Raw genomic sequence first — 25,784 nt, 5'->3', positions numbered from 1 at the left:
TAACACTCACGGCAAATTCGAGGATCCCATCAAAAAGCGGTCTACTTCGCGCGCAGTCTGGCGCCCTTCGTCAATAGCCCAGACTACAAGGCTTTGCCCGCGCCGCATATCGCCTGCTGTGAACACACCTTCTACATTGGTAGCTTGTGCTCCTAATTCTGCTTTGGCGTTCCCCCGCTCATCGCGTTCCACCCCAAGCTCGCCCAGTACAGCTTCTTCAGGCCCTGTGAATCCCAAAGCCAGTAATACCAGCTGCGCTTGCAGGGTCTCCTCACTGCCCGGCACTTCGACCGGTACCATTCGTCCCTGTTCATTATGAGTCCATTCAATGCGCACTGTACGCAGCTCCTGCACTTGCCCACCCTCATCACCGACAAACCGTTTCGTCGAAACCAGATAACGGCGCGGATCTTCTTGATACAGTGAAGCGGCCTCCTGCTGACCATAGTCCACTTTAAGCACCTTTGGCCATTCCGGCCAAGGATTGTTAGACTGACGTGTCAGCGGCGCCTGTGGCATAATCTCAAGCTGAGTCACACTGCGGCAGCCGTGACGGATCGAAGTGGCTACACAGTCTGTTCCAGTATCCCCACCGCCGATTACAACTACATCCTTACCTGCTGCTGATAAATATTCCCCATCGGCAAGCCCTGAATCCAGTAGGCTCTTTGTATTCAGCGTTAAAAACTCCATAGCTTGATGAATCCCACGCAAATCGCGTCCTTCTATCGGCAGATCACGTGCCTGTGTAGATCCACCACACAGTACTACAGCGTCATGCTCTGCCTTGAGCTGTGATGCAGGGAGATCTCGGCCGATCTCTGTTCGAGTTACGAAGGTAATGCCCTCAGCTGCAAGCAGATCCACCCGGCGCTGTACAGTCTTTTTATCCAGCTTCATGTTGGGAATACCATAGGTAAGCAGACCGCCAATCCGGTCCGCCCGTTCATACACAGTCACCGTATGTCCAGCCTTATTAAGCTGTGCCGCACAGGCAAGCCCTGCCGGACCTGAACCCACTACAGCTACCTTTTTACCCGTGCGATGAAGCGGCGGCTCAGGCACAATCCAGCCTTCTGCAAAACCTCTATCTACAATCGACTTCTCAATAGATTTAATGGTGACAGGTTTGCCATTCATCCCTACCGTACAAGAGCCTTCGCAAGGAGCGGGACAGACACGGCCTGTAAATTCAGGAAAGTTGTTAGTCTTATGCAGACGTTTCAGCGCTATCTCCCAATTTCCACGATAGACCATATCGTTCCATTCAGGAATCAAGTTGTGCAAAGGGCAGCCGGAAGCCATACCAGACAACAGGCGTCCTACATGACAAAATGGCGTACCGCAATCCATACAACGCGCCCCTTGCTCGCGCAGCTTTTCTTCATCCATAGGTATCGAGAATTCATTCCAATTCTTAATTCGCTCCAATGCCTCACACTCGGAGGGTGTCTGTCGTTCAAACTCTAAAAATCCGGTTGCTTTCCCCATCTCTTTCATCCTCTCTACCAAAGAAAAGTACTCTCTGTCACTTTCTGCTGTTATGCCACTCTAAAGCGCCAAAGTAAATGCCTTAATATTAGCATCCTAGATCTTTAACGAAAATGAGTAATGTCACCTTTTTATGTAAAATAAGAGCATCCATTCAAAAGAAAGTTCCACACAAAAAAGCACGCAGTGTACTGCACTCATTGAGCACAATACACTGCATGCTTTTGAAGAATTATCTGTAAAAAAACATCTAGTCCGCCGTCAGCACTACCATTCCAATCCCGCTTACAGTTAGCTTATTACCCGTCAGATTCTGCGCAAGATCGGCTCCAAAAACTGTTTTCCATGCACCAAGCTGTGGCAGAACCAAAGTCGTCTGTTCTACATTAGCATTAAAAAGCACATAGATATGCTTCACCGCATCGCCTCCAGCATGGCCACGCAATGTATACGCTACCGAACTTACCGGTGCTTTTTCAAATACTAGATGATTCCGAATCTCATCTGCCGTTCGCAAACGGAAAGCCGGATGTGCTTTACGCAAGGCAATTAGCTGCTTCAGATAAACCACATCATCTTGATGAGCAGCGCACAGTTCCCAATCCAATTGGTTGATCTTCACCGAGGATTTATAGCTGTTCTCTATCCCGTTTTTCGTGCGCATAAATTCCTGACCCGCATGGACAAAGGGGATTCCCTGACTCATGAACACTATCGCAGAAGCTAACCTATGCATAGATTGACGCTGTTTGTCCGTCTGCCCTTGTGTGGACAGTAATATTTTATCCCATAACGTATGATTATCATGACATTCCACATAATTGAGGGTTTGCTGAGGCTCCACGGCAAATTGTCCAATGCCTGGGGCATAAGCAATGCCTCCCGCGACCCCTGCCTTTATCGCAAGCTCCAGTCCCATCATTCCGCTGATGAAACCCGGTTGATCATGCAGAAAAATATTCCCTTTAATGGCATCCCGGAAATCATCATTAAAATGTCCGATTCCCGGCAGAAGCGCAGCATTCTTCTGATGAGCGAGCCGCTCCATCGGCAACTCCGTCCCCATCATCCAACCTTCACCAATCGTCATGATGGACGGGTCAATCCCATCCAGACGACGCCGGATTTCCTCCATCGTGTCGAGGTCAATCAAGCCCATCAGGTCAAAACGAAAACCATCGATATGGTATTCTTTGGCCCAATAAACTACGGATTCCACGATGAAGCTGGACATCATCAAGCGTTCTGAAGCCACGTCATTCCCGCAGCCAGAGCCATCCGACAGGCTTCCGTCTTGCTTGTAACGCAAATAATAGCCGGGAACCAGCTTTGTGAAATTCACACGATAGCCATCGTACACATGGTTGTAAACCACATCCATAATGACGCGGAGACCGCGATCATGAAGTGCTTGAATCATTGTTTTTAGTTCCCGGATACGCAGTCCAGGCACATATGGATCTGTAGCATAGGAGCCTTCTGGCACATTATAATTCTTCGGATCATAACCCCAGTTATAATGCGGTTCATCCAGCCTCGTCTCATCTACACTCTCTGTAGAATAATCATAGACAGGCAATAGCTGCACATGGGTTACACCGAGGTTCGCGATATGATCGAGTCCAGTGAGAATACCCTCCGGTCCGCGGGTTCCTTCTTCCGCCAAAGCAAGATATTGTCCTTTATGGGTCATACCGCTTGCTGGATGAATGGATAAGTCTCGCAAATGAAGCTCATAAATGATGGCATCCACAGGATCATCCAAGGGTGGCTTATCTTCCGTCCACCGTTCCGGATCTGTTTTACGTAAATCTAAAATAGCTCCCCTATCACCGTTCACTCCTACAGCACGTGCATAAGGATCAACCGCCTCATTCCACTGTTCTCCAAGACGTACTCGGTAGGTATAGAACTTGCCATCTAAATCACCGTCAACTGTAATTCTCCACGTTCCCCGGACATCACGGATCATAGAATACTTACACTCTGCTGCTCCCTGCCATGAATTATAGAGTACCAGCTCCGCTTCTTGAGCGGTGGGCGCCCATAAACAAAAAGCTGAACTCCCCGGTGAGTACGTTAGGCCAAGATCGTCCCCATCATAGCTGAATAACTGATCAAACTCCTGAGCAAACACGGAAATCCCTCTAGTAGCCGCAGGATCCCCATAATAAATGGGTTCCTTCATTTCCCTTTGTACGGACAAAGCACCTATCCCCTTTTCCAGTTATTAACTGGATTATAGTATGATCGTCTAAGTAGTGCAAACGTTTGGACTCAAATTTTTCAAGCTATTTTGTCAGGACAATCCCTCTACCTCGATGCATCGTCAATATCTAGCCCAACCATCGTAATAATGTCTTTATTCGCAAAATACGGAATACGCCGTTCTTTCCCTAGAGTGACTCTACCGTCCTTGTACCGCACACCATTATCGTGAACAATCAGGTTAGCACGCTCTCCGTCCTCAAATCCCTCATATCCTATACCTAGTACCCAATGGTAGTCGTAAGTAAACTCACCTCTCCACCGCAGACGAAACCACTTATCAAATTTAACAGCCACAGGCCGGCCGGCATCAATTTCTGTTTTATATACTTCAAAATCATTAAACGTAGTAATAAGTAACTTTTGCTGATCCTTAGGTAAAATCACTGAATGGATATAGTTCTTCAGTCCTTTGGTAAAACGGCGCACACTCATCCCCCAAGGTCTTCCACCGTGATGGCTGTATATGTAATTAATATGAGCGGCTTTGGAAGGAAAATGACCTTTGCCCCGAATAAAGTCCGCTCCTAAATGGGTGTTCCAATACTCCGCTAACGCGGCCATCGTAGCTGGGCCACATGCAGAGGACGGGGATTCGACCCCAACCTCCCACTGTGTATATGGCTCCGCAGGCAGTTTCTTGCTAATCCGAGGCTGTCCATGCTTCATTCGGATAGATCCCCTCTTAAAGGGCTAGACTTAGGAGCACAATGTGGAGTTGCCTCCGGAAGTAGAATTACATTTGCACCGGCATCCAATTCTTCTTCTGCAGCTGCTGCCCCTTCCATTGTTGTCTCCCGTTCTTCTGTTTGCACTGTATCTTCCACATTTATCTCAGATTTACTACTATCAGGATTAATCTGCAGCGTGAAATAGAAATTAGAGCCCTCTCCTTCACTGCTCTCTACAGCGATAGCTCCGCCCATCAGCTCAACGAGCTTTTTACAAATTGCCAGCCCCAATCCGGTCCCGCCATATTTGCGATTAAACGAGGAATGCAGCTGATAAAAGGACTGAAACAGCCGATGCTGCTTCTCTAGAGGAATGCCGATCCCCGTATCCCTAACATTAAATTTCAAAGTTAATTTCTTTTGATCTGCGGACAGCTTCTGCTCTACGTAAATACTGATACTGCCCCGATCTGTAAACTTGATTGCATTGCTGACCAGATTGACCAATATCTGACGCAACCGCCCGGCATCGCCCATAATCAGTGGCGGGACTCCAGGTGCCATGCTGCATGATAACTGAATATTTTTCTCCAAAGCCTTAGCTGTAAATAGATCGATTACGCTGTCCAATACGGCTTGAAGCTGCACGGGCTCATTTACAATCATCATTTTTCCGGCTTCAATTTTGCTGTAATCCAGTATTTCATTCAAAATAGATAGGAGCGAGCTGCTGCTCTCCTTAATAATGTCAGTATATCCAAGCTGTTCTTCATCAAGCTCCGTCTCCGCCAGGAGATCCGTCATCCCTACAATTCCGTTCATCGGCGTACGGATTTCATGGCTCATAATAGCTAAGAACTCAGACTTAGCCTGGTCTGCTTTTTCTGCGGATTCCTTCGCCCGAATGATTTCCTTCTCATCCGTGATGTCCCGAAACACTACAACAACACCCTTCGGCTCCCCTTTATCAAACAGAGGGGTTACCTGGTATTCCGCAAGAAAGCTAGAACCGTCCTTACGCCACAAGACCGCATCTTTACTCTGATAAGATACACCTGACTTAATAGCCTTCATCAGTGGAGATTCCTGCGGCCGATAATGGCTCCCATCAAGCGCTATTTGCTGAATATGATCCAAATAAGGATGGCCCATAATTTCATCATGTTCATAGTCCAGCATTTGCAAACCTGCAGGGTTAATGAACGTCACCTTCTCCTCCATATCGAGTCCAAAGATGCCTTCTGAAACCGCATTTAAAATAAGGGTATACTCATTGCTAAGCTTCTCAATTTGTTCTGTATAACGGATGCGCTCTGTAATATCACGGGAAATCCCATACACACCCACTACTTGGTCATCTACAATGATCGGAATATTGGTAGTATTAATTTCTACAAAGTGTCCGTCTTTATGAATAAGCGTTAGATCATAGCTTTGAGGATAACCCTGGGCGGCTAAGTTAAAATGATACAACGTCTTCTCTATGTCCTTCTCATGCACAATGGGGCCAAAGTACATTCCGATCAGTTCCTCCAGCGAATACCCGGTCAACTTCTCCAAATTCGCATTGGCTGTCAAATAGTCTCCATGCAAATTCATAGAGTACACAGCAGATGGATTGTATTCAAACAATGATTTATACCGTTGCTCGCTCTCCTTAAGCTTGAACTCGAACTGCTTGCGCTCCGTAATTTCCCGCCCAATCGCTATAATCTCCATGACATTTCCCTCATCATCATAGGTATAACGACTGCTCGACTCGAACCAGACATAGGTGCCATTCTTATGGCGGTAGCGGTAAGCTACAGCCGGAATAACGCCAGAGCTGCGACTCTGCTCCATTAAACCTTGCATCATAACTAGATCATCGGGGTGAAGATAATTATAGGCGCTTGTCCCAACCATCTCTTCAGGTTCATAACCAAGCAAGGTACGGCTAGCTGAAGAACAATATAAGAAAACACTGTCTTTGACCGCATGACGCGAGATTAAATCCAGCGAATTCTCAGACATCAATCTATAATTGCGTTCACTTTGGCGAATTTGTTCTTCCATTTGCTGCTGCTGATCCCGATGATCCACCGTTTCCTGAGCTGCGATCTTTAGTTCCGTAATATCCTCGGCGTATACTATAATATACGATGGGGCTTGTCCTTCTTCTGCTCCTAATCCAGAGAACATGAGAGACAGGCAAACGGGTTGACCTTCTTTGTTTAAAAAACAATGTTCCTTCTTCCAGCTGCCCGCTGGCGATTTCTGAAGCTCGTCCATTACTAATCTATAGGAGAGCTCTTTTGAATGTGCCTCTCTATTTTCCGATTCTGTAAAAAGAGCCCCGGCAAGAAACTCGGCCTCCGTAAAGCCAAGTAGATTGCAAAAAGCCGGATTGACTTTTATCCAGTTGAAATCGCCGTTATTCGAAAACAGTACGGCCATTCCTTCTGGAGACCTCATAAATGCATGATCCAGAATTGCGTTAAATTCTACCGAGCTGCCCATTTAAGCCAGACCTCCTTTGTTGCTAGTGCTAAAGCTCTCATACCTTCTTATGTCAGTATACGATAAGAGAACTGGGGAAAGAAATGTCTAGCGCATTATTTTAAATTGGAAATATTTAAATTTAAATTATTGACGCTAGCAAATAAACAACTTATATTTAAGAATAAATATATCGTTCGTGACCTATTACGATGGAAGCACCCGTAATAAAGGCTTTTGCCTTTGCTACGGGTGCTTTTTTGTTGTCTTCAGGGATACGGACAAAAGGAGGAGCGAATTAATGAACGCACTAAAGTCATTCCCCTTACTACTACTGGTGATCCTGCTATCGTTAAGCACATCAACGGAAGCTTTTGCTGCAGCAACGACTGAATTAACACCCTCTATTCAAGCGGTTTTTGATCTAACAGCTGCGACTGCCGACGGTCCTACAAGGATAAAGATGACTAATCTGTACAATGATTTATCTACTTTAAAGATGCAATACAATAATCGTGAGGAGCAGATCCGAACCCTTCACTATAATAATGAGCAAACACTGATTGCAGTACGTAAGCAAATTAAAGAGATTGATTTAGAAACCGTAGCTCAACTGGAGGCTACCGTTAAGAGCTGCAAACAGCACTATCAGCCCTTATTCGACCAGTACAATGCGCTTAATAAGCGTATCAAGATCGCCAAGGGTCTTAAAAACAAGACGTTGAATACCGTATTACAAGCCCAAGGTGATGCTATGAAGATCCTGGTTCAGTTGGCACGCAAAGAAATTAGCGACAGACAGAATCAGTTGAATGCAGCGAAACAGACACGTACCCGAAAGATAACCTATGCCCGCAAAACCTTGTCTGGCATTGATAGTCCACAGGTCTCAATTAAATCAAACAAAAGCGTAGTCACCTCATTGAATAAACGGATTTCCGCAGATTGGAGTGACTTCAAAGCAGCGATTCGCAAGCAAAACCTTACATTAACCACTCAGTCTCTGTCCTCACTCGTCTCCGGTTACCGCCAAATCGCAACACACAAGCAAAAAATCATAGAATTAGAACAAAAGATTTCTGCTGTCATTGCAAATACGAGGAAACAGATCATTTAACGGACTTTTTCTTCTCATTCGCTCTGCGGTAAGCCATTACTTTGCGGTACATGCTTTTATCAGAAAGATGTTTAAAAATATACGGGTCCGGACTAGTATTCACTTCAATAATCCAAGGCGTCATGGATCTATCCAATCCTACATCGACACCAATCTGTCTAAACCCAGGATATTTCTTATGGTAGAAACGTCCGGTATCTTCTCCTAGCTTTCTCAGGATCTTAAGCATTTGCGCTTGCTGAGCTTCGTTCAGATAAGGAGACAGCAGCTTTTCCATAGCAGTTAGTTTGCCGCCGCTATGATAGTTGGTAACAATCTTACCTTTCTCAGCTACCCGACCGATCAGACCGGTAGTTTCCCATTTGCCCTGCGGGCTGAGCTGGACCATCACACGGATATCAAAGCGGTGTTTCCCGTGCTTTAGCAAAACTATTCCTCTCTGGATCAGGTAACTACGTCCACGCGTTGCTTTCTTTAAAGATAAATGGAAGGCGTCGAAGGTTCTAAAGGTTTTGAGTCTTGTTCCACTTTGGTACTTATATTCTGTTCCATGAGCCTCTCTACTCTGCTCAACCTTCATCACACCATTGCCATAGGTACCGTATTCCGGTTTAACATAAACCATTCCATATTTCAGCAGCATAGCTTTCAGATTGACTTTACTGAATTTTATCGTTTCGGGAATCAACGGTGAAATTTCAGCGCTTCGCATGAGCACCTTGGTTTTAATCCATTTGCTGGTCAATGCAGACTTTAACTTCTTTCCCAACTGTCCTCTCCCCTGTCCCTCAAAAAATAATCACGGCCTTAGTAAGCCTTAGTATTTTATGCTGCAACTGTACAAATGGCATGAGTGAAACGCCCTCTCCGCTTTCGGATGTATCTACTGTTTACTGTGTTGCATATGGTGGAAGAGGATATCCATTAGCGGATAAAAGGAGGCGTGAACCATGCACATTTGTATCATTGCACCGGAGCAGTTCCCAGTTCCGGGAGACGGTTCTGTAGAAATCTGCATTTGGGCCATTGCCAGAAGACTGGCGGAGAGACATAAGGTAACCATTGTTAGTCGGAAGGTACCTGGACTACCTGCTGCCATTATATTGGAGCAGGTCAGAATTATCCGATTGCCTGCAAGCACCCCAGCCCATTATCTTACTTCGGTATTAGAATACATTCAGAAAGAATCCTTTGACATCATTCAGGTTGATAATCGCCCCCATCTTATGTCTGCTGTAAAGAAGCAGCTTCCTCATATCCCGGTATTTCTGTTCCTGCACTCGCTTACCTTCACACCGGGTACAGATAAAGTGGCCAATGCCTTGGCAAAAGCGGATCTGATCATTGCCAACAGCCACTCCTTACAGCGAAGATTGGATCGCCGCTTCCCGAAACTGACCACAGGGATTCATATTGTCTTATTGGGAGCTGATCTTGACCGGTTTACCCCTGTGCAGATATCTGAAAAACAACAGCTTCGTAGTTTCTACAAACTCCCGCAGACCTTCACAGTTTTGTTCGTGGGTCGGGTTATACCCCGCAAAGGAGTGCCTATATTAATCCGTGCTATGTCGCATTTAAACAAACACCTCCCCGCTCATCTGGTCATCGCCGGCAAAGGCAAACCGTCGTACATACGGCAGTTGAAGCTCCTTGCACGGCGGCTGAGAGTGTCTGTTACTTTTCTAGGAAATGTGGCTCATGAGAATATTCACACCCTTTATCAGGCGGCAGACTGCTTTGTATGCCCTTCCCAGAACCATGAATCCTTCGGTCTTGTTAATGTAGAAGCTATGGCCTCCGGTCTACCTGTTATCGCTTCGAATAATGGGGGCATCCGAGAGATAGTCGCCTCTGGCCATAACGGTTATCTGGTAGAACGATATCGCGAGGCTTTACCCTTTGCCCGGTATTTGCTGCGGATAGCCCGCCATCCACAATTGGCAGTTACCATCGGATCACAAGGGAGAGCAGACGCGCTTGAAGCCTTCAATTGGCAGCGTACAGCAAACCATTTAGAACAGCTGTACCAAGCTTCTGCAACACCACAGCGGGGGAACAGAACTCTTGCAGGTGGAATGCAATTGTAGACTCACCCAAAGTAGGGGCCTCCTAAGCCATCAACTGGCTGCTGGGTTCCCTTTCTTTTTGGAGCTTGCTTGAGCTAAGCACCAATCTCCGATTGAATTAGGTAACATATGCGCATACAAGGTAGCTATCGGACACAGCTGACCCCAAACGCAGCTTTATCCCTCATTTGCAATGCTAAAGAACCCTATAACCACTATTGGCATGAAAAATGTCCCATATGAACGTCATCCATAGGAATAACGCCAGTGGAGTCCGCAAGCATGTTCCAAGAGCCAAGAACTAACAAATAACGTCATATCGGTCCATAAGCCTCAGAGGAGGATTATTACTCCACGATGCAGACAGGCCATGAGCAACAACAAAAAGCAGCGATCCTCCCTCACGGGAGAATCGCTGCTCTTCTTTTTTTCTTATTTTACAATAAATAGTAAGTTTCATTCAAATCAATTGAATAACTGTAAGCACAAGCCCTACGACAAACCCGCATAAAGCTCCGTTCACACGAATCCATTGCAGGTCTTTACCCACTTTATCTTCCAGCATATTCACTAGACTAGCGTCATCCATGCTGTCCAGATTCTCTTTTACCAAAAGACCTATTCTGTAGTGGTTAGCCTCTACAAAGGCAATTAGCGAAGCGCGAATCCGCTCTTCCCAGCTACTGATCCATTCTTGTTCCTTGCCAATACGACGTACAAGCAGGGTATATAACGTGAACAGCTTGCGTCCGCCAGCCGCCCGATCTTCCTCCAATAGGGAAATTGCTTTGCTGCGAATGTTCTCCAATTGCGCATGCAGGAATTCGGTTGCTGCTTCGCCTTCAAGCTCATTCAGTGCCCATTCTTTTAATGAAGCCAGTCTAGCCTCGTCATTAACAATCTGGAACAGGGCCACTCGAATCTCGCGGATAATCTCTTCACGGTATGGGCTATCCTCTTCCCGAAAATCGCGGATACCGGACTGCAACATACCTTGCAGCATTTCACCAAGCATATCTGCATCCATAAACCCGACAAAAGCCTGAAAAGCCATACCTTTAAGTCCGCCAAGCTTCACTTCAGCCAATTTCTCGCTGGCAATCTTGCCCAGCATAGCCTTCGTTTCAGGACGTCCGCTCCAAGTAGACACCCCTTCCAGCGCATAGTCCAGAGCAGCTACATCTTTACCGTCATTCATTAACTTAGTAACTATTTTATCAGCCGCAACGCCAAGCTCAGCTTCACGAACATATTCGGAGGCTGCCTTTTGCAGAAACGGTACTGCCTTCTCTACCGGAAGACGAGACACGAATTCGCCAAGCTGCTCCAATATTTGTACTCTTGCCTTCTTTTTACTAAAGAACTTTGTCAGTAGCTTGGAGCCCATTGATATAAAGCCAAACTTACGCAGCTTGTTCTCAATGCTTTCCTTGTTAAGAAGCTCAGTCTCCATCGCGGTGATTAGTGATTGGATGATCTTATCGCGATTCTTGAGCAGTAGTGAGGTGTGTGGAATACGTAGCCCCATCGGATGGCGGAACAGCGCCGTTACCGCGAACCAGTCGGCAATCCCCCCTACCAAACCGGCCTCGAAACCACCTCTCAGTAGAATCACGGCTAGGTTTTCAGGTAGAAACAGTGTAATCAGAAACCCACATGCCATAAAGGCGAGTGACATGGTGGCTAAGTTTTTGGATCTCATAAATAGTCCCCTTTACATAAGCAGCTGCCGATGTCCTTACACAGGAAAAATACCGTCGGGTCACGTTCCACGAACATAAGCTGACGATAGATTCGGCTAGTCGGTTAGTTTGATAACTATTGTACCACGACTGAACTATTATCTAAAAATATACTGTAAAAACCTCTTATCTCTTGTTGGACGTTCATTATTGTACAGTTGCATGAAAATGGTTTTTGGTTTTCAGAATATTAATGATAAGATACAAGTAACGTTTCAATACCCTTAAAAAGTACCACTTTACCTGGAAAAGGAGCTCATACAATATGCTGATTGCTTTAGATATGGATGGAACATTACTGAACGAAGAAGGAAACATCAGTCCAAAAAACCGCGAAGCTATTATAAAAGCTCAGAAACTAGGTCACATTGTTATCATTGCCACAGGCCGCTCTTTTATGGATGCAGAACGTCAGCTTCGGCTAGCGGATCTGGAATGTCCTGTAGTCAGTCTAAATGGCGCAGTCGTCACATTATCTGATCGCACCCTCGCGGCAAGCACGCCGCTGAATAAAGCAGACATCATTCCCGCTCTGCGCTGGATGAACGAAATTCCGGACTTGTATTACGAGGTATACACTGAGGATAACGTTTATGTAGAGCTGAACAAACGTGTACGGTTAGAGAAATTATCTGCACTAAGCGATGAAGAAGTTCCTGAAGAAGTCAGTTGGTTGCTGAAAGCAATGATCGATCAACAGTTTCAACAAGCAGCGGTAACCTATGTGGAGAGTATGGAAGAGGTGTGGAGCAAGGAGGAAAATGTTATTTATAAAACATTGGCTTTTTCTCTAAACCGAGAGCTGCTCAAGGAAGCTTCCACCCGCTTCGCAGCTATTCCGGGCTTAATTATTACCGCCTCCCATGTAAATAATATCGAGATTAACCATGAAGAGGCCAACAAAGGCTCCGGTGTAACCATGCTTGCTGACCATTATGGTATCCCGCTAGCGGATGTAGCTGTCATGGGCGACAGTTATAACGATCAGCCAATGTTCGAGAAGGCCGGCTACCGGATTGCTATGGCTAACGCAGCGCCAATTCTTAAGGAAATGGCTGAATTCATCACCACCAGTAATGAGGAAGACGGAGTCGCGGCAGGAATTGAGCATCTTTTGAAAAGAAATTCTAAAGAATAATTTCTGCATAAAGCAGCGGATGCACAAATAGCACCGTGGGCAGTTCTGCTCACGGTGCTATTTGTGGGTTTATTTTTGCTAGGTAGGGGGCTTCCATCACACTTTAGGTTTAGCTTGTGGCGTGCCTATAGCTTACTGTGGCTTGCCTATAGCTTACTGTGGCTTACCTGTAGCTTACTGTGGCTTGCCTATAGCATCCCCGTCCTCTTAATAATTAGTTGTACTTCGTACAGTTAAACGCCCTCTTTTAGGCGCTAATTCGGATTTAATTGCACTCTGTACACTTATATTCAGCAAATCTATTCAAAACGCAAAAATTCGCGATTTTTAACTGTACAAACTACATCTAAATCGCAAGGGATTCGCTACTCCACGAAATAGTTGCACTGAATACATCTATTTCACTTCAGCCGGTCAATCTCCCCATGTCTACAACTGCCTCCGGGTTAAAGCGAACTACCTTTCCATTCATCCCAAATCATCAAGGAAGCTGTCCTCCCCCTCCCATTCGGCAGACACTCGTACGTAGTCATCCACCTCAGGAAATTGCAACAGTTCAATAATAATCAATTCGAGCGCTGTAATGGCCCGCAGTCCATGCTTCGTACCAGCAGGTACCGTGACCGTGTCCCCGGCGGCAACCGCATGAAGATGGCCATTCATCCGGTATTCTCCATTTCCAGAAAGAAAAGACCAAACTTCTTTAGTATGCCGATGAAAATGGTAGCTGGTGTGCTCGCCTGCCAAAATGGTTATTTTAGAGGTCGTAACCTCAATACCTGCCGCCGTGCGAGAGAAGTCCAAAATGCGTGATGTGCCCCAGCGTTTTTCTTCAATCATCGGCTTCGCCGCATGGCCCTCCAGCTTCTGCTTAATTCGTTTTGCCTGCTCTATCCCAGCAACCAAAATGCCATCTGGCCCCGACGCCACGATTAAACCAGGAGCGCCGATGATATGCACAGGACAAGAGAGTTCGTTGATCAAATGGGTACCTTTTGAATCCTCAGAAATACTCCCACTGCCAATTACTCTTCCTTGCAAATGGGGAACAAGTGCATCCCAGCTGCCAATATCCGCCCACACCCCAATATAGGGGATGACTACCGCTCGCCGCGTGTGTTCTAGCACCTCATAGTCAAAGCTTCGTTCTGGCAATTGATCATAATGCTCCATAAACTCCATGTAATCTACTGGAAGATCCCGTTCGACCATACTTGAGAGCAAGTACCCTAATGAGCAGGAAAACACGCCGCAATTCCACAGTCCTCCCTGAGAAATGAACTCGGCGGCTGTCGATTCGTTCGGTTTCTCCGCAAACTGCTTAACATTTAAAAAAGACGTCCCCCCTACCCCAGACCCTTCACCCGGCAGAATATAACCGAACTGTGTAGAAGGAAATTCAGGTAAAACACCAATCAAAGCAATGTCCGCTTGTGATTCGGCAAGCACACTCGGAAATTGATGAAGCTGTTTAAAAAAAGAAGTCTCCACATACGAATCCACCGGAATGACCACTACGATCTCTTTTGAGTCCATACCCTTCACAGAATGCAGATAACTCGCCGCCAGAGCTACTGCAGTAAAAGTCCCCCGTTTCTGCGGCTCCGCTAATAAAGGGACTTGAGCACCAACGGATTTGCGAGTAATTTCCACCTGACTGCGATGAGTCACTATGCAGCTTGAATCCAACAAACCTACCTCTTCCAGCCCTCTGCATACCCGCTCGATCATCGACTCCATACCGCCAGCTTCTGTTGGAAGCAGCCTTAAAAAAGCTTTTGACCTGATCTCATTTGATAGCGGCCACAACCGCTTCCCCGATCCCCCTGAAAGGAGTACGATCTGCAACCCTATCGCCCCCCTGCGCTGGATTTAGCCCCCGGTGTTCTCACATACCCCTTTCGTTTATGAAAAGACAATGATCTATACTTCTCAGCCAGCTGATTCACTTTCTGCTTGGATAGCTGTCCTGCATTCATATGGAGACCTTTATTACGCGCTTTTTGAATCTTCATTCCCTCGCGATTCTTCGAATACAGGTAATTGGCATAGGTTTCGAATTCGGAAAAGGCAAATTGCTTGGAGCGGTTCATACTGTGTAAAATAGCTCGATACCAGGGCATTTGGTGTTTTGCTTCTATCTCTCTTTTCATTTGAGCCAATTGACTGCGTTCAAACAGCATATAATGGGTCACAAATGATGATTTTGCGGTCACCTTGCGGCCCATGAGTTTCCTATAGGTTACAAAATACTGTGGTTGGCTCCAGTTCCGACTGTAAAAGAGTGTCTTGCCATTCGCCCGAAAATGGTGGGGGGTGATCAGAACGGTATCAGCATCAATGACCAAAAAATAATCCGCTGTGCAGAGCTTGTCACCATTCAGCTTCAGCAGCTGTTGGAATAGCCAGCCGGAACGTTCCCAGGTGCGTGAGCGGTAATGAATGTCTTTTTTCGTAATCGGCAGCACCGTATTCTCATCAATAAAGGTACAGCCTTTTGTGCGGCAGAACTCAATCATCCGTTTCTTTTTGGGAGCAACAATTAATATCCGGCCGATGGGATGCTTAACCTGCTTTCTAACAGCGTCAATCACATGGGGAAGGGTCTGTAAATCTTTTTCAATCGCGGGAATCAGTACATCTATAGTAACGGCATGTCTGATGCGGACCTTACTGGGCGAGGGCATAGGGTCATCTCCATATCATGTTTTTGCTTTAGGATATGAGCATGATAGGAAAAGGGAATGGGCATCACAGAATTGTTCAGGAGAGTGGCAAATGTGCGCTGGACAAGCCTGCGATGCGCGGGCAGAAATTTTTATATTATAAAAATAGAAATAGACCTGCACCCGGCGCCCTTTACTGGGGCAAATATGCCTCTCTTTCCGCTTATGGAGGCGGATTTGCCCTTATTTAGAGCATTTTTGCCTCTCTTCCACGTCGCAGCTCCTCTTCTGCTCATTTCTAGGGCATATATGCTTCTCTTTTCGCTTATGGGGGTGGATTTGCCCTTATTTAGGGCATTTTTGCCCCTCTTCTACATCGCAGCTCCTCTTCTGCTCATTTCTAGGGCATATATGCCTCTCTTTTTGCTTATGTAGGCGGTTTTGCCCTTATTTAGGGCATTTTTTCCTCTCTTCCACGTCGCTGCTCCTCTTCTGCTCATTTCTAGGGCATAAATGCCTCTCTTTCGCTTACGGAGGCGGATTTGCCCTTATTTAGGGCATTTTTTCCTGTCTTCCACGTCGCTGCTCCTCTTCTGCTCATTTCTAGGGCATATATGCCTCTCTTTTTGCTTATGGAGGCGGATTTGCCCTTATTTAGGGCATTTTTGCCTCTCATTCCGCTCACGCAGCCACTTTCCAGCTAATCTACGGGATTTATACCGTACATTCATCCACACAGCCACATTCCAGCTAATCTACGGGATTTATACCGTACATTCCGCCCACGCAGCCACATTCCAGCTAATCTACGGGATTTATACCGTACATTTCGCTCACGCAGCCACATTCCAGCCTATCTACGGGATTTATACCGTACATTCCACCCACGCAGCCACGATCCAGCTAATCTACGGGATTTATACCGTACATTCCGTCCACGTAGCCACATTCCAGCTAATCTACGGGATTTATACCGTACATTCCGCCCACGCAGCCACATTCCATCCTATCTACGGGATTTATACCGCACATTCCGCTCAGGCAGCCACATTCCAGCTAATCTGCGGGATTTTTACCGTTCATTCCGCCCACGCAGCCACATCCCACCTAATCTACGGGATTTATACCGCACATTCCGCCCACGCAGCCACTTTCCATCCAATCTACGGGATTTATACCGTACATTCCGCCCACGTAGTCACTTTCCATCCAATCTACGGGATTTATACCGTACATTCCGCCCACGTAGTCACTTTCCATCCTATCTACGGGATTTATACCGCACATTCCGTCCACGCAGCCACATTCCATCCTATCTACGGGATTTATACCACCGTTGTGTCCCACTCCCACACCAATCCCCAGATTTTTACTGGCTCAATATCCAACACTTTTCCTGTGCAGTAAAAAGCCTGGGATGGTATATTGTAGATTGGCTAAATTTTCGGCAGATTTTAAGATGAACTCAAACATCATAGAACTAGATTTGTTGAGACCACTCTATACAGAAATAATGAAGGTGAATCTATTGAATAAGCTTTTATTTCATAATATCCCGCTGGGAGCTACTGGTGAGCGGATCCCGCAAGCGGCAGTGGCCTCAGCGCAGACAAGCCAAGAGCTGGTGAAGCGGGAGGATGAGGACTCCGCTTTTTTTCGCAGGCTGGAAGAAGGCGGCATCCTGCTCAACCGTCCGCAGATTTCCGCGGTACGGCATCATAAAGGGCCGCTTCTAACACTGGCCGGCGCAGGCTCCGGCAAAACCTCGGTTCTGATCTGCCGAACCGGTTATTTGTTGTCCGTGCGCGGTGTCTCGCCAAGTCAGCTGCTATTGCTGACTTTTTCGAGTAAAGCTGCGGCGGAAATGCGCGAACGGATCGCGCTATTACCGGGAGTAGGCCCAGCGGATGTCGCGCGGCTGCAGGCCCGCACGTTTCATTCCTTTTTCTTATTTTTCTTGCGCAGACAAGGATTGCAGCAAGAGATTTTCAGTGAGACGCGGCGCCAGCACATCCTGTTGAAACAAATCATGCGTGAGCTAGGGCTACCTAAAGATGCCTATCCACCGGAAACGCTACTCTCCCTGCTCTCTTCCTGCAAGATGAACATGGGTACCGTAGAAGGCTTGCCTGAAGGAACCACCGCTGAAAAAGAAATGAAATCCATTCTGGAAATCTACGAACAATGGAAACTAGACAATTTTAAAATCGACTTCGACGATGTCCTCTTAATCGCCTATCGGATGCTGAAGGAGCGTCCTACGCTTTTACAGGAATTGCAGATGAGATATCTATACGTGATGGTGGATGAGTTTCAGGATACCAATGCCCTGCAGTACGAGTTAGTCAAAATGATTGCTCACCCGCAGCATAATCTGATGGTGGTTGGCGACGATGACCAGACGATTTATTCCTTCAACGGGGCACGCAGTGAATTCATTCTGGAATTCGAGAAGCTGTACCCGGGAGCAAGGGTTATTACACTTGATATTAATTACCGTTCTGGTCCAGCTATAGTCGGACTCGGCAACGGTATTATCCGGCACAATACGCGCCGGCGTTCCAAAACCCTGCAAGCTGCCAAAGGCAGCGGGAGTCAGCCCCGGTATATGCGTCCCCAGACAGCAGACGAGGAAGCCGAGCAGATGGTTGAGCATATTTTAAACGAGGTTTCGAGCGGCAAAAGAGAATATAGCGACTTCGCCATGTTATATAGAGCGTCCAGCAGCAACCGGGCCGTTCTGGAATTACTTCTTTTACGCGATATTCCCTATATTGATTATGGAGAAGGCCAATTACTGTACGAACACTGGCTAATTTCCCCGGTCGTGGATCATATGCGTCTTTCCGTGAATCGGCGGAATTTCGCGGCTATGGAGAACATCCTGCCTACTCTATATATGAACCGTGAAAAAGGTATGAATCACATCCGGCAGATGGAAGCCAGACAACCAAAGCAAGGCCCACTAATCCATCTGTTGTCCATGCCCGGCATGGAGGATTTCAAGGGCACTAAGCTTAGAGAGCGGCTGGATCTAATTCGCAATATGCGCGAGTTAACCCCAGTCCAAGCGATCCGCCAGATCCGCACGCAATTCTATGATTATTTCATCGAAGCGAATGAGCGGCATCAAGCAACCTTACATCGCGAGACGTTAAAAGAAATGCTAGATGAACTAGAATCGTCTGCAGAGCGATTTGATAGTATCCCTGCCTTTCTGGATTTCATAGATAATGTTACTGAACGTAATGAACATAATCGTCAGCCAAGCACCAAAGAACAAGGGAATCGGATCGCGCTTATGACCATTCACAAATCCAAGGGATTAGAGTTTCCTGTGGTCTTTTTGATTGGAGCCTCTGAAGGAATTCTCCCGCATAGCTCCGCCCTGGAGGGCGACCGGCTCAAGGACCGCAAGCTGGCCGCTGCAAATAGTGGAAGTTCAAGCTTGGCTGCCCTGGAAGAGGAGCGAAGACTGGCTTACGTAGCTGTTACTAGAGCCCGGGAAGAGCTATTTATCAGTTCACCTGCGAGGCATCGGGGCAAAAAAGCAGAGGTCTCCCGCTTCATGTTATCAGCCTTCCGCTCTGCCGTTTCTTCCACAGCAACGACTACGGTGAGCAGAACAGTGACAACAAGATCCTTACCTACCAGTCGCACAACTGCGACAAGAACCCATGTCGTTCCAGTATGGAATTGTACCAGCAATACCTGTCCTGGCTGGACGCGCATGAAAGCGGGCGGAGCTGAGGATCATTTAACCTCAAAGCCCTGCCCGTTATGTAGTTCCCCTATGACAAAGGACCAACGAGAAGTTCCTGTATGATTCAACGCAAAAAAAGCAAGTTTCCTCTTCCCTGGAAACTTGCTTTTTTAATAAAAATATAGGTTTAGGCTGGAGTTACTACCGCTTCTTCTTCCTCTTCTTCATGCACAGTCTTGATCTGGATCATTACGGTTGACGGTTCGGTCAACACTTCAATACCGTCCTTGAAGATCAGATCAGAGACGAGCAACTGGTCGCCAATATCCAGTCCGCTGATATCCACTTCCATGGAGGTAGGAAGATCTTCAGGCATACAGCGAACTTCCACTTCATAAATTTCAACCTGAAGCGTGCCGCCTGCTTTAATCCCTACGGCTTCACCTGCAAAATGAATAGTCACCTTGCTGTCCATGCTCTTTTTCATATTTACATGTTGAAAATCAATATGCAGAATTTTGCCGGACAGGGTATCCTTCTGAATGTTCTGAACCACGACCGGAACCTCTAGCTCTTCCGATACCTTACCTTGCAGAATTGCGCGCGGATTCTTTTTGAGAATGTCCAGAAGTTCTTTTTCATTCACTTCCAACGTCAGAGTCTCTTTACCAATACCATATAATACAGCCGGAATACGTCCTTGCTTACGCGCCTGATTGATGTTGGACTTGGTGTCAGTCTTACGTGTGTTGAATTGAATAAACTTATTCATTGGGTTTCCCGCTCTCTTTGACCATAAATTCTTGTCACACCAAGTGTAACATGACCATATAATCTAGTCAAACTTACTGGAAGAACGCTAGGATTCATATTCGTCAAATGGGTCTGCGATTTCAATCTGATATGCTTCTGCGTCACTCACCCCTACAGACAATACCGCCCGGCCTCCTCCAAGACGTTTCAAGCCACCACTGAAGATGACATCCTCCAGTTCTTTGCGCTTGCCCGGGCCCGCCGGAAAATCACTGCGGACTGCTATTATTTTGACCGGAGTTGCCTTATAAGTCTCAGGATTCAGCGAAAAAGCCATGGCATAATAGTGTTTGTTTCCGGCACTATCGAAGCAAGCAATGTGGCCCAATACGCCCACCATTCCACCCCGCAGCAGATGAGCTTCATTGGCTCCCCCCCACTCTTCGGGCACGAATTGATCATGTAAAACCTCGGCATCAATGAAGGTCTGCTCATTTAGTTCGTCCAGCGAAGGAATCACTGTGAACCCAATCTGCCCCCGCCCACCCCGCTCGCCCTGCGGTCGGGTAAATACGCCTACACTGCCATTATCAAGCTCGATAAGTCGGATATCCTTCATCGTGCCGGGACCTGAAGAAAAGTGGGTCAAAGAATCGATGTGATATCCCCGGTAGAACTGGGTCACCCAGGAGACAATCCGGTGCGGATCATCCGCTGCCGTAATCACTTCCACCCCGCCGACAATAAGTTCCCCCCTGATCCGGGTCCAGCACGGGTCCTGTAAATTGTACGTATGCGTATGCGCACGAGGTCTCCAAACCCCATCATGGCATGTAAAAAAGAAGACTTGAGAGAACTCACTGTCCCGTTCCTCAACTCTTCCCATTAGTACCTCTTCCCCGTTATACATAAACGGGGCGGTTATATTATAGACATCCCGGTGCCCAACACCCGTGAACGTCATTTTATTTACAGTGGTTGTACCGCGTCCGGCATGATATGTATCCAGAAGCTGCTTACAGGTGGCTGTCCGTGCCGGGTTCCTTGTCATCGCCGTCCTCCTCGTAATCATTTGAACGATCGATCACCCAATCGTTGTCTTCCGCATCCATGGCAATCAGCTCGCCGGGCTGGACATTAAAGTATACACATAATTTTAGCAACAGATCCCTTGGATACTGCACCATCTCATTCTTATACATTCGGCGTACCGAATCAAAATGGTAATTGATCTCTTTAGCAAGCTTGCGGATCGATAATTTCGGATCATGCCTCTCCATGACCTCACTCAGTTTACTGCGTATGACTGGCATTCCTACACCTCCTCCAATAATATATCCGCACTAACCCCAAGGCGTCAATCGAATTGACAAGATAAAACGGTCATGTTACAGTGGGATTAGGAAATAATTTGCAACATTTTTAATTTCAGAAAACCAAATACCTTTCCCTATTCAGAAAATAGAGTCTTCTTTATTTTCTTTTTTTGTATCCAGACCAATCGCAAGACCATTAGGGAGGCTCTTTGAATGAAAAATACAGTCCGTAATCACAACATCGTGTTCCTGGGAACCAGTCTGCCGCGAGAGTGCGGTATCGCCACGTTCACACAGGATCTGCTAGATGAACTTATCCACCTTCCCGGCTTCAACCCGCCCCGGATTATTGCCATAAACAACAATGAAACCTACGCTTACGATCAGCAGGTAATACGGCAGATCGACCAGCATAATTACGCAGATTATATAGATACGGCCGATTTCCTCAACAATTCCGATACCGATTTGTTGGTCATCCAACATGAATTTGGCATCTACGGCGGAGAAAGCGGTGAATACCTGCTGCCCTTTGTCGAACGTTTGAACATTCCGTATGTTGTTGTTTTTCACACAGTGTTGACCAAGCCCTCCCCTAAGCAGCATCAGATCATCCGATGTCTGGCCGAGCGTAGCGTGCAGGTCGTGACGATGGCGGAATCAACCCTTACCGATTTATCTACTATTTATGAGATCCCAGTTTCCAAAATCACATTCATCCATCACGGCGTCCCTCAAGTTAGCACAGCCTCACGCACCAGCCTTAAAGCACAATACGGTTATCCAGACCGCAAAATCCTCTCCACCTTCGGCTTCCTCAGTCCCGGCAAAGGGATTGAATACAGCATCGAAGCCATGCGCGGCGTGGTCAAGCGCCATCCCGAAGCACTGTACATTGTCTGGGGCAAGACCCATCCGGTCGTCAAGCTGGAATCCGGGGAAGTTTACCGCCAGAAACTGACGGACCTCGTAGAAATGTTTGACCTGCAGGACAATGTCCAATTCGTCGATAAGTTGCTGACCCAAGAAGAAGTAATAGAGTCCTTGGTCATGTCAGATATCTATGTGACTCCTTATCTGGGTAAGGATCAGGCCGTCAGCGGCACCCTGGCCTACGGAGTCGGTTATGGCCGGGTTATCGTGTCTACCCCTTACCGCTACGCCCAGGAAATGCTGGCAGAAGGCCGCGGTCTACTGGCTGATTTTCATGATTCTGCTTCCTTGGAAGCCTGCATTTTGCGCTTGCTGAACAGCCCTGCTCTGGTGCAAACGATGGAAGACCGCACGTTGAAGCTCGGGCTCACTATGCGCTGGAACGAAATCGCCAAAATCTATGCCGCCTTGTTCCACAGCCATATCCAGAGCTCGGCTTCAGCTGATCGGAGCGTGATTTAATGGAAACCTCCACCACAGTACAGGCTAAACCAGGCTATCTGCGCAGAATCACGGACGATACAGGAATCTTTCAGCATACCAAGTTTGGGGTTCCGGACCGTTCCAAGGGCTACACTACCGATGATAACGCCCGCGCCCTGATTGCTGCGGTCTTAATGTACGAGAATTCCCGGGATGCCGTGGCACTCGATCTCATTCATACGTATATCTCTTTTATCTATCATTCCCAGACAGCGGACGGCAATTTTCGCAATTTTATGGATTATAACCGCTCCTTTATAGAGGATAAAGGTTCTGAAGATTGCCAGGGACGTACCTTGTGGGCACTCGGGTTCGCCTTGTCGCATGCTGCTTCCCTGCCCGATAACCTGATGAATACCTGCCGGTATTTGATCAATCAGGCACTGCCGCATCTGGAAGCCTTGGGCTCACCTCGGGCTGGAGCCTATGCCATCATCGGCCTAAGTTATCTTACCGAAGCACCGGGCTCATTAGGTTATGCTTTTCCATACCCGCATACTGAAAACACGACCGAAGAAGCCGCCTTTCTGCCAAGGGCAACCATTGAGAGTCTGATCGAAAATATTGCGGTTCGGCTGCATAATCAATATACCCGCTATAAGGGACACGGCTGGAATTGGTTCGAGGACAGCATCACTTATGGCAATTCCATGCTGCCCTGGGCTCTGCTTCGGGCCTTCCTGATCTCCGGGAATAAAGACCTGCGGGAGACCGCCAAGGAAAGCCTGGATTTCCTAGCTTCCACCACCTTCTCCAGCAAAGGTTACTATAAACCGATCGGCAGCCATGGCTGGCTGCTGCGTGATGGGCTGGCTGCACCCTATGATGAACAGCCCATTGAAGCCTGCGAGATGCTGCTGGCCTGCCGGGAAGCAGCTGTTGTTCTTGAGGACCCCGCCTATCTTACGCAAGCAGAATTATGCTACAACTGGTATCTAGGGCATAATTCCTTGGGAATCCCTCTGATCGATCCGCAGACTGGTGCTTGTTATGACGGCATCCATGCCGCGGGGCTCAACCTGAACCAAGGCTCGGAGAGCATTATATCCTTCACAATTGCCCGGTTGGTGATGCATCATGAATAAATATGCTACGATCCTAGCCGGCGGGGGCGGAACACGGTTTTGGCCCCTGTCCAGACAAGAAATCCCAAAGCAGCTGCTGAATATTAGTGGCAACGACATTATGCTAAACGATACGATTGAACGCTTCAAAGGGATTATTCCTCAGGAGAATACAGTTATCGTTACTAATCGTACCCAAGCAGTATTGTTGGAGAGTATTATGCACAGCAGCGTTCTCAAAGCTAATATTCTAATTGAACCTGTGGCGCGAAATACAGCCGCTAGCATTCTTTTTGCAGCATTATCTATAGAGAAATCTCATGGCAATTCCTTAATGGTCGTCCTGCCTTCCGATCACTATATAACGGATGAGGAACAATTCCGTCTTACACTAGACGAAGCCTGTACTGTTGCCATGGAGTCAGACAAAATAGTAACCATCGGAATCAAGCCTACTTTCCCATCTACTGGCTACGGCTATATTGCCTTTGATAAGACGCCAATTGCGACAAGCCCAGTGGCTGTATATGATGTAGATGAATTTGTAGAGAAACCAAACTTTCAGAATGCACAGAGTTATCTGGCATCCGGTAATTATCTATGGAATAGTGGGATTTTTATTTGGCAGACCTCTGTCATTATTGATAATTTCAAACGTTATCTACCTCGACTCTACAAAACCATGCTGCCCATCAGTGATTGTTTGGGTACAGATCAGGAAGAGGAAGTTATTAATGCCATCTATCCAACGCTTCAGAATATTTCGATTGATTACGGCATTTTAGAACGCTCTGATGAAGTTGTCGTGCTTTCCGGGCAGTTTGGCTGGAATGATATCGGCAGCTGGGATGCACTGGGTTCAATCTTCCCTCCGGATGATGCAGGCAACATTATAAAAGCAAATCATGTGGGGATAGATACCCATAATTCAATCATCTATGGAAATGGCAGACTGATCACGACCATTGGTGTAGACGGGTTCATCATTGCGGATACTGGGGATGCACTATTAATCTGTCCCAAGGATAAAGCGCAGTCAGTCAAAGATATCGTGGAGCTTCTAAAGGAACAGGGAATGACAGAATATATCTAACTAACAAAGAATGCAAAAAGACGGGCCATTGCAGTACATGCATGGTCCGTTTTTCATCTCATTATATAAGTTGAACAGTTTATAAATGTTTTTTAAACGCCAAACCTAGGTCCAAGCCCACAAGAACCCGTCTCGATCCCAAGCAATTCTCCCGCCATGGAGTTTCCGGAAAGCTTTCTTCACTTCTTTGGAGAGTGAGGCATTGCCGTTCTCATTCACAAATACAAATTGTTCTCCAAAATTCTCTTTCACATATTCAATCGCCGCCGTCTGATGCAAGGTACCCGTAAAACGAATCTCCTTCACCATCCATTCTGCTACTTCTTGTGCGGTTATTTCCATATGGATGCGCCTCCTCTCTGTGCTTACTGCTAAAATGTGCCCTCATTATAACATGAATACAGCCCAACCGGACAAACGTCCGAATTGGGCTGTATTGAAGTCATTTTACATCATTGTGGATAGATATGGTTCGACGGATAACGGGACTTCTGTCCTCCACTCACCATCAACAGAATCCCAGTAATTAAGTGCAAGAACCAGCCCACAAAAGGAATCCATGCCAATAAAGAAGTTATAATTCCTAGCACTGAACCGTAGATAGACTCACGGTCTCTTGAAGATAAAATCAATGTAATCACATGTAGAATAAACATCAACCCCAGAACGGAATACCCCGTGCCAATAACAATAGCAGCACCCAGGATTGGAATTGCCAAAATAATTTCACAGGAACCCGTAATCCATTTCATAGCTTTAGAAGCGCTCAATAGACAACCTCCTAATTGGGTAAAATATA

22 protein-coding genes are annotated in these 25,784 nt (G+C 46.8%); 8 read left to right on the top strand and 14 right to left on the bottom strand.

Translation table 11 applies throughout. The annotated features are described in order from the left end of the window. Positions 1–6 precede the first annotated feature (6 nt). The 4 genes from NSQ55_RS01675 to NSQ55_RS01660 all read right to left on the bottom strand — a co-directional run bounded on the left by NSQ55_RS01675 (position 7) and on the right by NSQ55_RS01660 (position 6,929). A complete protein-coding gene (locus NSQ55_RS01675) occupies positions 7–1,491 on the bottom strand; it encodes a glutamate synthase subunit beta (protein WP_339170856.1) in 1,485 nt (494 codons plus the stop codon). Between the two features lie 250 nt (positions 1,492–1,741). Beyond that, on the bottom strand, positions 1,742–3,697 hold the full coding sequence (gene pulA / locus NSQ55_RS01670; RefSeq protein WP_339170854.1) for a type I pullulanase: 1,956 nt from the start codon (positions 3,695–3,697) through the stop codon (positions 1,742–1,744). Between the two features lie 107 nt (positions 3,698–3,804). Then, a complete protein-coding gene (locus NSQ55_RS01665) occupies positions 3,805–4,428 on the bottom strand; it encodes a C39 family peptidase (RefSeq protein ID WP_076185575.1) in 624 nt (207 codons plus the stop codon). Then, on the bottom strand, positions 4,425–6,929 hold the full coding sequence (locus tag NSQ55_RS01660; RefSeq protein WP_339170852.1) for a PAS domain S-box protein: 2,505 nt from the start codon (positions 6,927–6,929) through the stop codon (positions 4,425–4,427). The genes NSQ55_RS01665 and NSQ55_RS01660 overlap by 4 nt, the downstream gene beginning before the upstream one ends. 280 nt (positions 6,930–7,209) lie before the next feature. Here NSQ55_RS01660 and NSQ55_RS01655 point away from each other — a divergent pair, with 280 nt between their 5' ends. Beyond that, positions 7,210–8,025, top strand: a complete 816-nt coding sequence (locus NSQ55_RS01655) for a hypothetical protein (protein ID WP_339170850.1) — start codon at positions 7,210–7,212, stop codon at positions 8,023–8,025. Here NSQ55_RS01655 and NSQ55_RS01650 read toward each other — a convergent pair. Next, on the bottom strand, positions 8,018–8,794 hold the full coding sequence (locus tag NSQ55_RS01650; protein ID WP_232061115.1) for a YheC/YheD family protein: 777 nt from the start codon (positions 8,792–8,794) through the stop codon (positions 8,018–8,020). The genes NSQ55_RS01655 and NSQ55_RS01650 overlap by 8 nt on opposite strands. Before the next feature lie 181 nt (positions 8,795–8,975). Here NSQ55_RS01650 and NSQ55_RS01645 point away from each other — a divergent pair, with 181 nt between their 5' ends. Then, positions 8,976–10,115 (top strand): glycosyltransferase family 4 protein, encoded by a 1,140-nt coding sequence (locus NSQ55_RS01645; RefSeq protein ID WP_339170848.1) that lies wholly within the window; start codon positions 8,976–8,978, stop codon positions 10,113–10,115. Positions 10,116–10,554: 439 nt separating this feature from the next. Here NSQ55_RS01645 and NSQ55_RS01640 read toward each other — a convergent pair whose 3' ends face one another. Beyond that, complete coding sequence (locus NSQ55_RS01640) at positions 10,555–11,796, bottom strand: DUF445 domain-containing protein (RefSeq protein WP_076220722.1); 1,242 nt, start codon at positions 11,794–11,796, stop codon at positions 10,555–10,557. 305 nt (positions 11,797–12,101) lie between these two features. Here NSQ55_RS01640 and NSQ55_RS01635 point away from each other — a divergent pair, with 305 nt between their 5' ends. Then, positions 12,102–12,974, top strand: coding sequence for a Cof-type HAD-IIB family hydrolase (locus NSQ55_RS01635; protein ID WP_076124725.1), 873 nt, complete (start codon positions 12,102–12,104; stop codon positions 12,972–12,974). A gap of 468 nt (positions 12,975–13,442) precedes the next feature. Here NSQ55_RS01635 and NSQ55_RS01630 read toward each other — a convergent pair whose 3' ends face one another. Together NSQ55_RS01630 and NSQ55_RS01625 are read right to left on the bottom strand one after the other, a co-directional pair. Further along, positions 13,443–14,822, bottom strand: coding sequence for a sugar phosphate nucleotidyltransferase (locus NSQ55_RS01630; RefSeq protein WP_339170846.1), 1,380 nt, complete (start codon positions 14,820–14,822; stop codon positions 13,443–13,445). Positions 14,823–14,824: 2 nt separating this feature from the next. Further along, complete coding sequence (locus tag NSQ55_RS01625; RefSeq protein WP_339170844.1) at positions 14,825–15,661, bottom strand: DUF6492 family protein; 837 nt, start codon at positions 15,659–15,661, stop codon at positions 14,825–14,827. 41 nt (positions 15,662–15,702) lie between these two features. Here NSQ55_RS01625 and NSQ55_RS01620 point away from each other — a divergent pair, with 41 nt between their 5' ends. After that, positions 15,703–15,891: a hypothetical protein gene (locus NSQ55_RS01620; protein ID WP_339170843.1), complete on the top strand. Its 189-nt coding sequence runs from the start codon at positions 15,703–15,705 to the stop codon at positions 15,889–15,891. A gap of 856 nt (positions 15,892–16,747) precedes the next feature. Here the strand turns inward: NSQ55_RS01620 and NSQ55_RS01615 are convergent. Beyond that, entirely contained in the window at positions 16,748–16,987 is a 240-nt protein-coding gene (locus NSQ55_RS01615) for a hypothetical protein (protein ID WP_339170841.1), read from the bottom strand. Between the two features lie 181 nt (positions 16,988–17,168). Here NSQ55_RS01615 and NSQ55_RS01610 point away from each other — a divergent pair, with 181 nt between their 5' ends. After that, positions 17,169–19,466, top strand: coding sequence for a UvrD-helicase domain-containing protein (locus NSQ55_RS01610; protein WP_339170839.1), 2,298 nt, complete (start codon positions 17,169–17,171; stop codon positions 19,464–19,466). A gap of 64 nt (positions 19,467–19,530) precedes the next feature. Here the strand turns inward: NSQ55_RS01610 and NSQ55_RS01605 are convergent, their stop codons facing one another. The 3 genes from NSQ55_RS01605 to NSQ55_RS01595 all read right to left on the bottom strand — a co-directional run bounded on the left by NSQ55_RS01605 (position 19,531) and on the right by NSQ55_RS01595 (position 21,409). Next, entirely contained in the window at positions 19,531–20,115 is a 585-nt protein-coding gene (locus tag NSQ55_RS01605; protein ID WP_076101172.1) for a 50S ribosomal protein L25, read from the bottom strand. 87 nt (positions 20,116–20,202) lie between these two features. Beyond that, entirely contained in the window at positions 20,203–21,147 is a 945-nt protein-coding gene (locus tag NSQ55_RS01600) for a DUF1861 family protein (protein WP_339170837.1), read from the bottom strand. Continuing rightward, positions 21,113–21,409, bottom strand: coding sequence for a helix-turn-helix transcriptional regulator (locus NSQ55_RS01595; protein ID WP_051491502.1), 297 nt, complete (start codon positions 21,407–21,409; stop codon positions 21,113–21,115). The genes NSQ55_RS01600 and NSQ55_RS01595 overlap by 35 nt, the downstream gene beginning before the upstream one ends. A gap of 216 nt (positions 21,410–21,625) precedes the next feature. Between NSQ55_RS01595 and NSQ55_RS01590 the strand changes: the two genes are divergently transcribed. From NSQ55_RS01590 to NSQ55_RS01580, 3 genes are read left to right on the top strand one after another with little or no spacing between them, the layout of a single operon-like run. Further along, positions 21,626–22,807 (top strand): glycosyltransferase family 4 protein, encoded by a 1,182-nt coding sequence (locus NSQ55_RS01590; protein WP_036687342.1) that lies wholly within the window; start codon positions 21,626–21,628, stop codon positions 22,805–22,807. Then, complete coding sequence (locus tag NSQ55_RS01585; protein ID WP_076219709.1) at positions 22,807–23,913, top strand: glycosyltransferase; 1,107 nt, start codon at positions 22,807–22,809, stop codon at positions 23,911–23,913. Before NSQ55_RS01590 ends, NSQ55_RS01585 begins: the two co-directional genes overlap by 1 nt. Next, on the top strand, positions 23,906–24,985 hold the full coding sequence (locus NSQ55_RS01580) for a mannose-1-phosphate guanylyltransferase (RefSeq protein WP_036687341.1): 1,080 nt from the start codon (positions 23,906–23,908) through the stop codon (positions 24,983–24,985). The genes NSQ55_RS01585 and NSQ55_RS01580 overlap by 8 nt, the downstream gene beginning before the upstream one ends. 105 nt (positions 24,986–25,090) lie before the next feature. Here NSQ55_RS01580 and NSQ55_RS01575 read toward each other — a convergent pair whose 3' ends face one another. Continuing rightward, complete coding sequence (locus NSQ55_RS01575) at positions 25,091–25,327, bottom strand: hypothetical protein (RefSeq protein WP_036687339.1); 237 nt, start codon at positions 25,325–25,327, stop codon at positions 25,091–25,093. 110 nt (positions 25,328–25,437) lie between these two features. Next, positions 25,438–25,755, bottom strand: coding sequence for a hypothetical protein (locus tag NSQ55_RS01570; RefSeq protein WP_036687337.1), 318 nt, complete (start codon positions 25,753–25,755; stop codon positions 25,438–25,440). Positions 25,756–25,784: the final 29 nt, after the last annotated feature.

The organism is Paenibacillus sp. FSL H7-0943 (assembly GCF_037963265.1).
In the GTDB taxonomy this organism is placed as follows: domain Bacteria; phylum Bacillota; class Bacilli; order Paenibacillales; family Paenibacillaceae; genus Paenibacillus_AQ; species Paenibacillus_AQ odorifer.
The sequence above is the reverse complement of the archived record's forward strand: the minus strand, read 5'-3'. Positions and strand labels throughout refer to the sequence as shown.

Excerpts from the sequence above, each read along its gene's own strand:
- NSQ55_RS01675 (WP_339170856.1), bottom strand. The coding sequence starts at position 1,491 with ATGGGGAAAGCAACCGGATTTTTAGAGTTTGAACGACAGACACCCTCC.
- NSQ55_RS01665 (WP_076185575.1), bottom strand. The coding sequence starts at position 4,428 with ATGAAGCATGGACAGCCTCGGATTAGCAAGAAACTGCCTGCGGAGCCA.
- NSQ55_RS01660 (WP_339170852.1), bottom strand. The coding sequence starts at position 6,929 with ATGGGCAGCTCGGTAGAATTTAACGCAATTCTGGATCATGCATTTATG.
- NSQ55_RS01655 (WP_339170850.1), top strand. The coding sequence starts at position 7,210 with ATGAACGCACTAAAGTCATTCCCCTTACTACTACTGGTGATCCTGCTA.
- NSQ55_RS01645 (WP_339170848.1), top strand. The coding sequence starts at position 8,976 with ATGCACATTTGTATCATTGCACCGGAGCAGTTCCCAGTTCCGGGAGAC.
- NSQ55_RS01640 (WP_076220722.1), bottom strand. The coding sequence starts at position 11,796 with ATGAGATCCAAAAACTTAGCCACCATGTCACTCGCCTTTATGGCATGT.
- NSQ55_RS01635 (WP_076124725.1), top strand. The coding sequence starts at position 12,102 with ATGCTGATTGCTTTAGATATGGATGGAACATTACTGAACGAAGAAGGA.
- NSQ55_RS01625 (WP_339170844.1), bottom strand. The coding sequence starts at position 15,661 with ATGCCCTCGCCCAGTAAGGTCCGCATCAGACATGCCGTTACTATAGAT.
- NSQ55_RS01620 (WP_339170843.1), top strand. The coding sequence starts at position 15,703 with ATGATAGGAAAAGGGAATGGGCATCACAGAATTGTTCAGGAGAGTGGC.
- NSQ55_RS01605 (WP_076101172.1), bottom strand. The coding sequence starts at position 20,115 with ATGAATAAGTTTATTCAATTCAACACACGTAAGACTGACACCAAGTCC.
- NSQ55_RS01600 (WP_339170837.1), bottom strand. The coding sequence starts at position 21,147 with ATGACAAGGAACCCGGCACGGACAGCCACCTGTAAGCAGCTTCTGGAT.
- NSQ55_RS01595 (WP_051491502.1), bottom strand. The coding sequence starts at position 21,409 with ATGCCAGTCATACGCAGTAAACTGAGTGAGGTCATGGAGAGGCATGAT.
- NSQ55_RS01590 (WP_036687342.1), top strand. The coding sequence starts at position 21,626 with ATGAAAAATACAGTCCGTAATCACAACATCGTGTTCCTGGGAACCAGT.
- NSQ55_RS01585 (WP_076219709.1), top strand. The coding sequence starts at position 22,807 with ATGGAAACCTCCACCACAGTACAGGCTAAACCAGGCTATCTGCGCAGA.
- NSQ55_RS01580 (WP_036687341.1), top strand. The coding sequence starts at position 23,906 with ATGAATAAATATGCTACGATCCTAGCCGGCGGGGGCGGAACACGGTTT.
- NSQ55_RS01575 (WP_036687339.1), bottom strand. The coding sequence starts at position 25,327 with ATGGAAATAACCGCACAAGAAGTAGCAGAATGGATGGTGAAGGAGATT.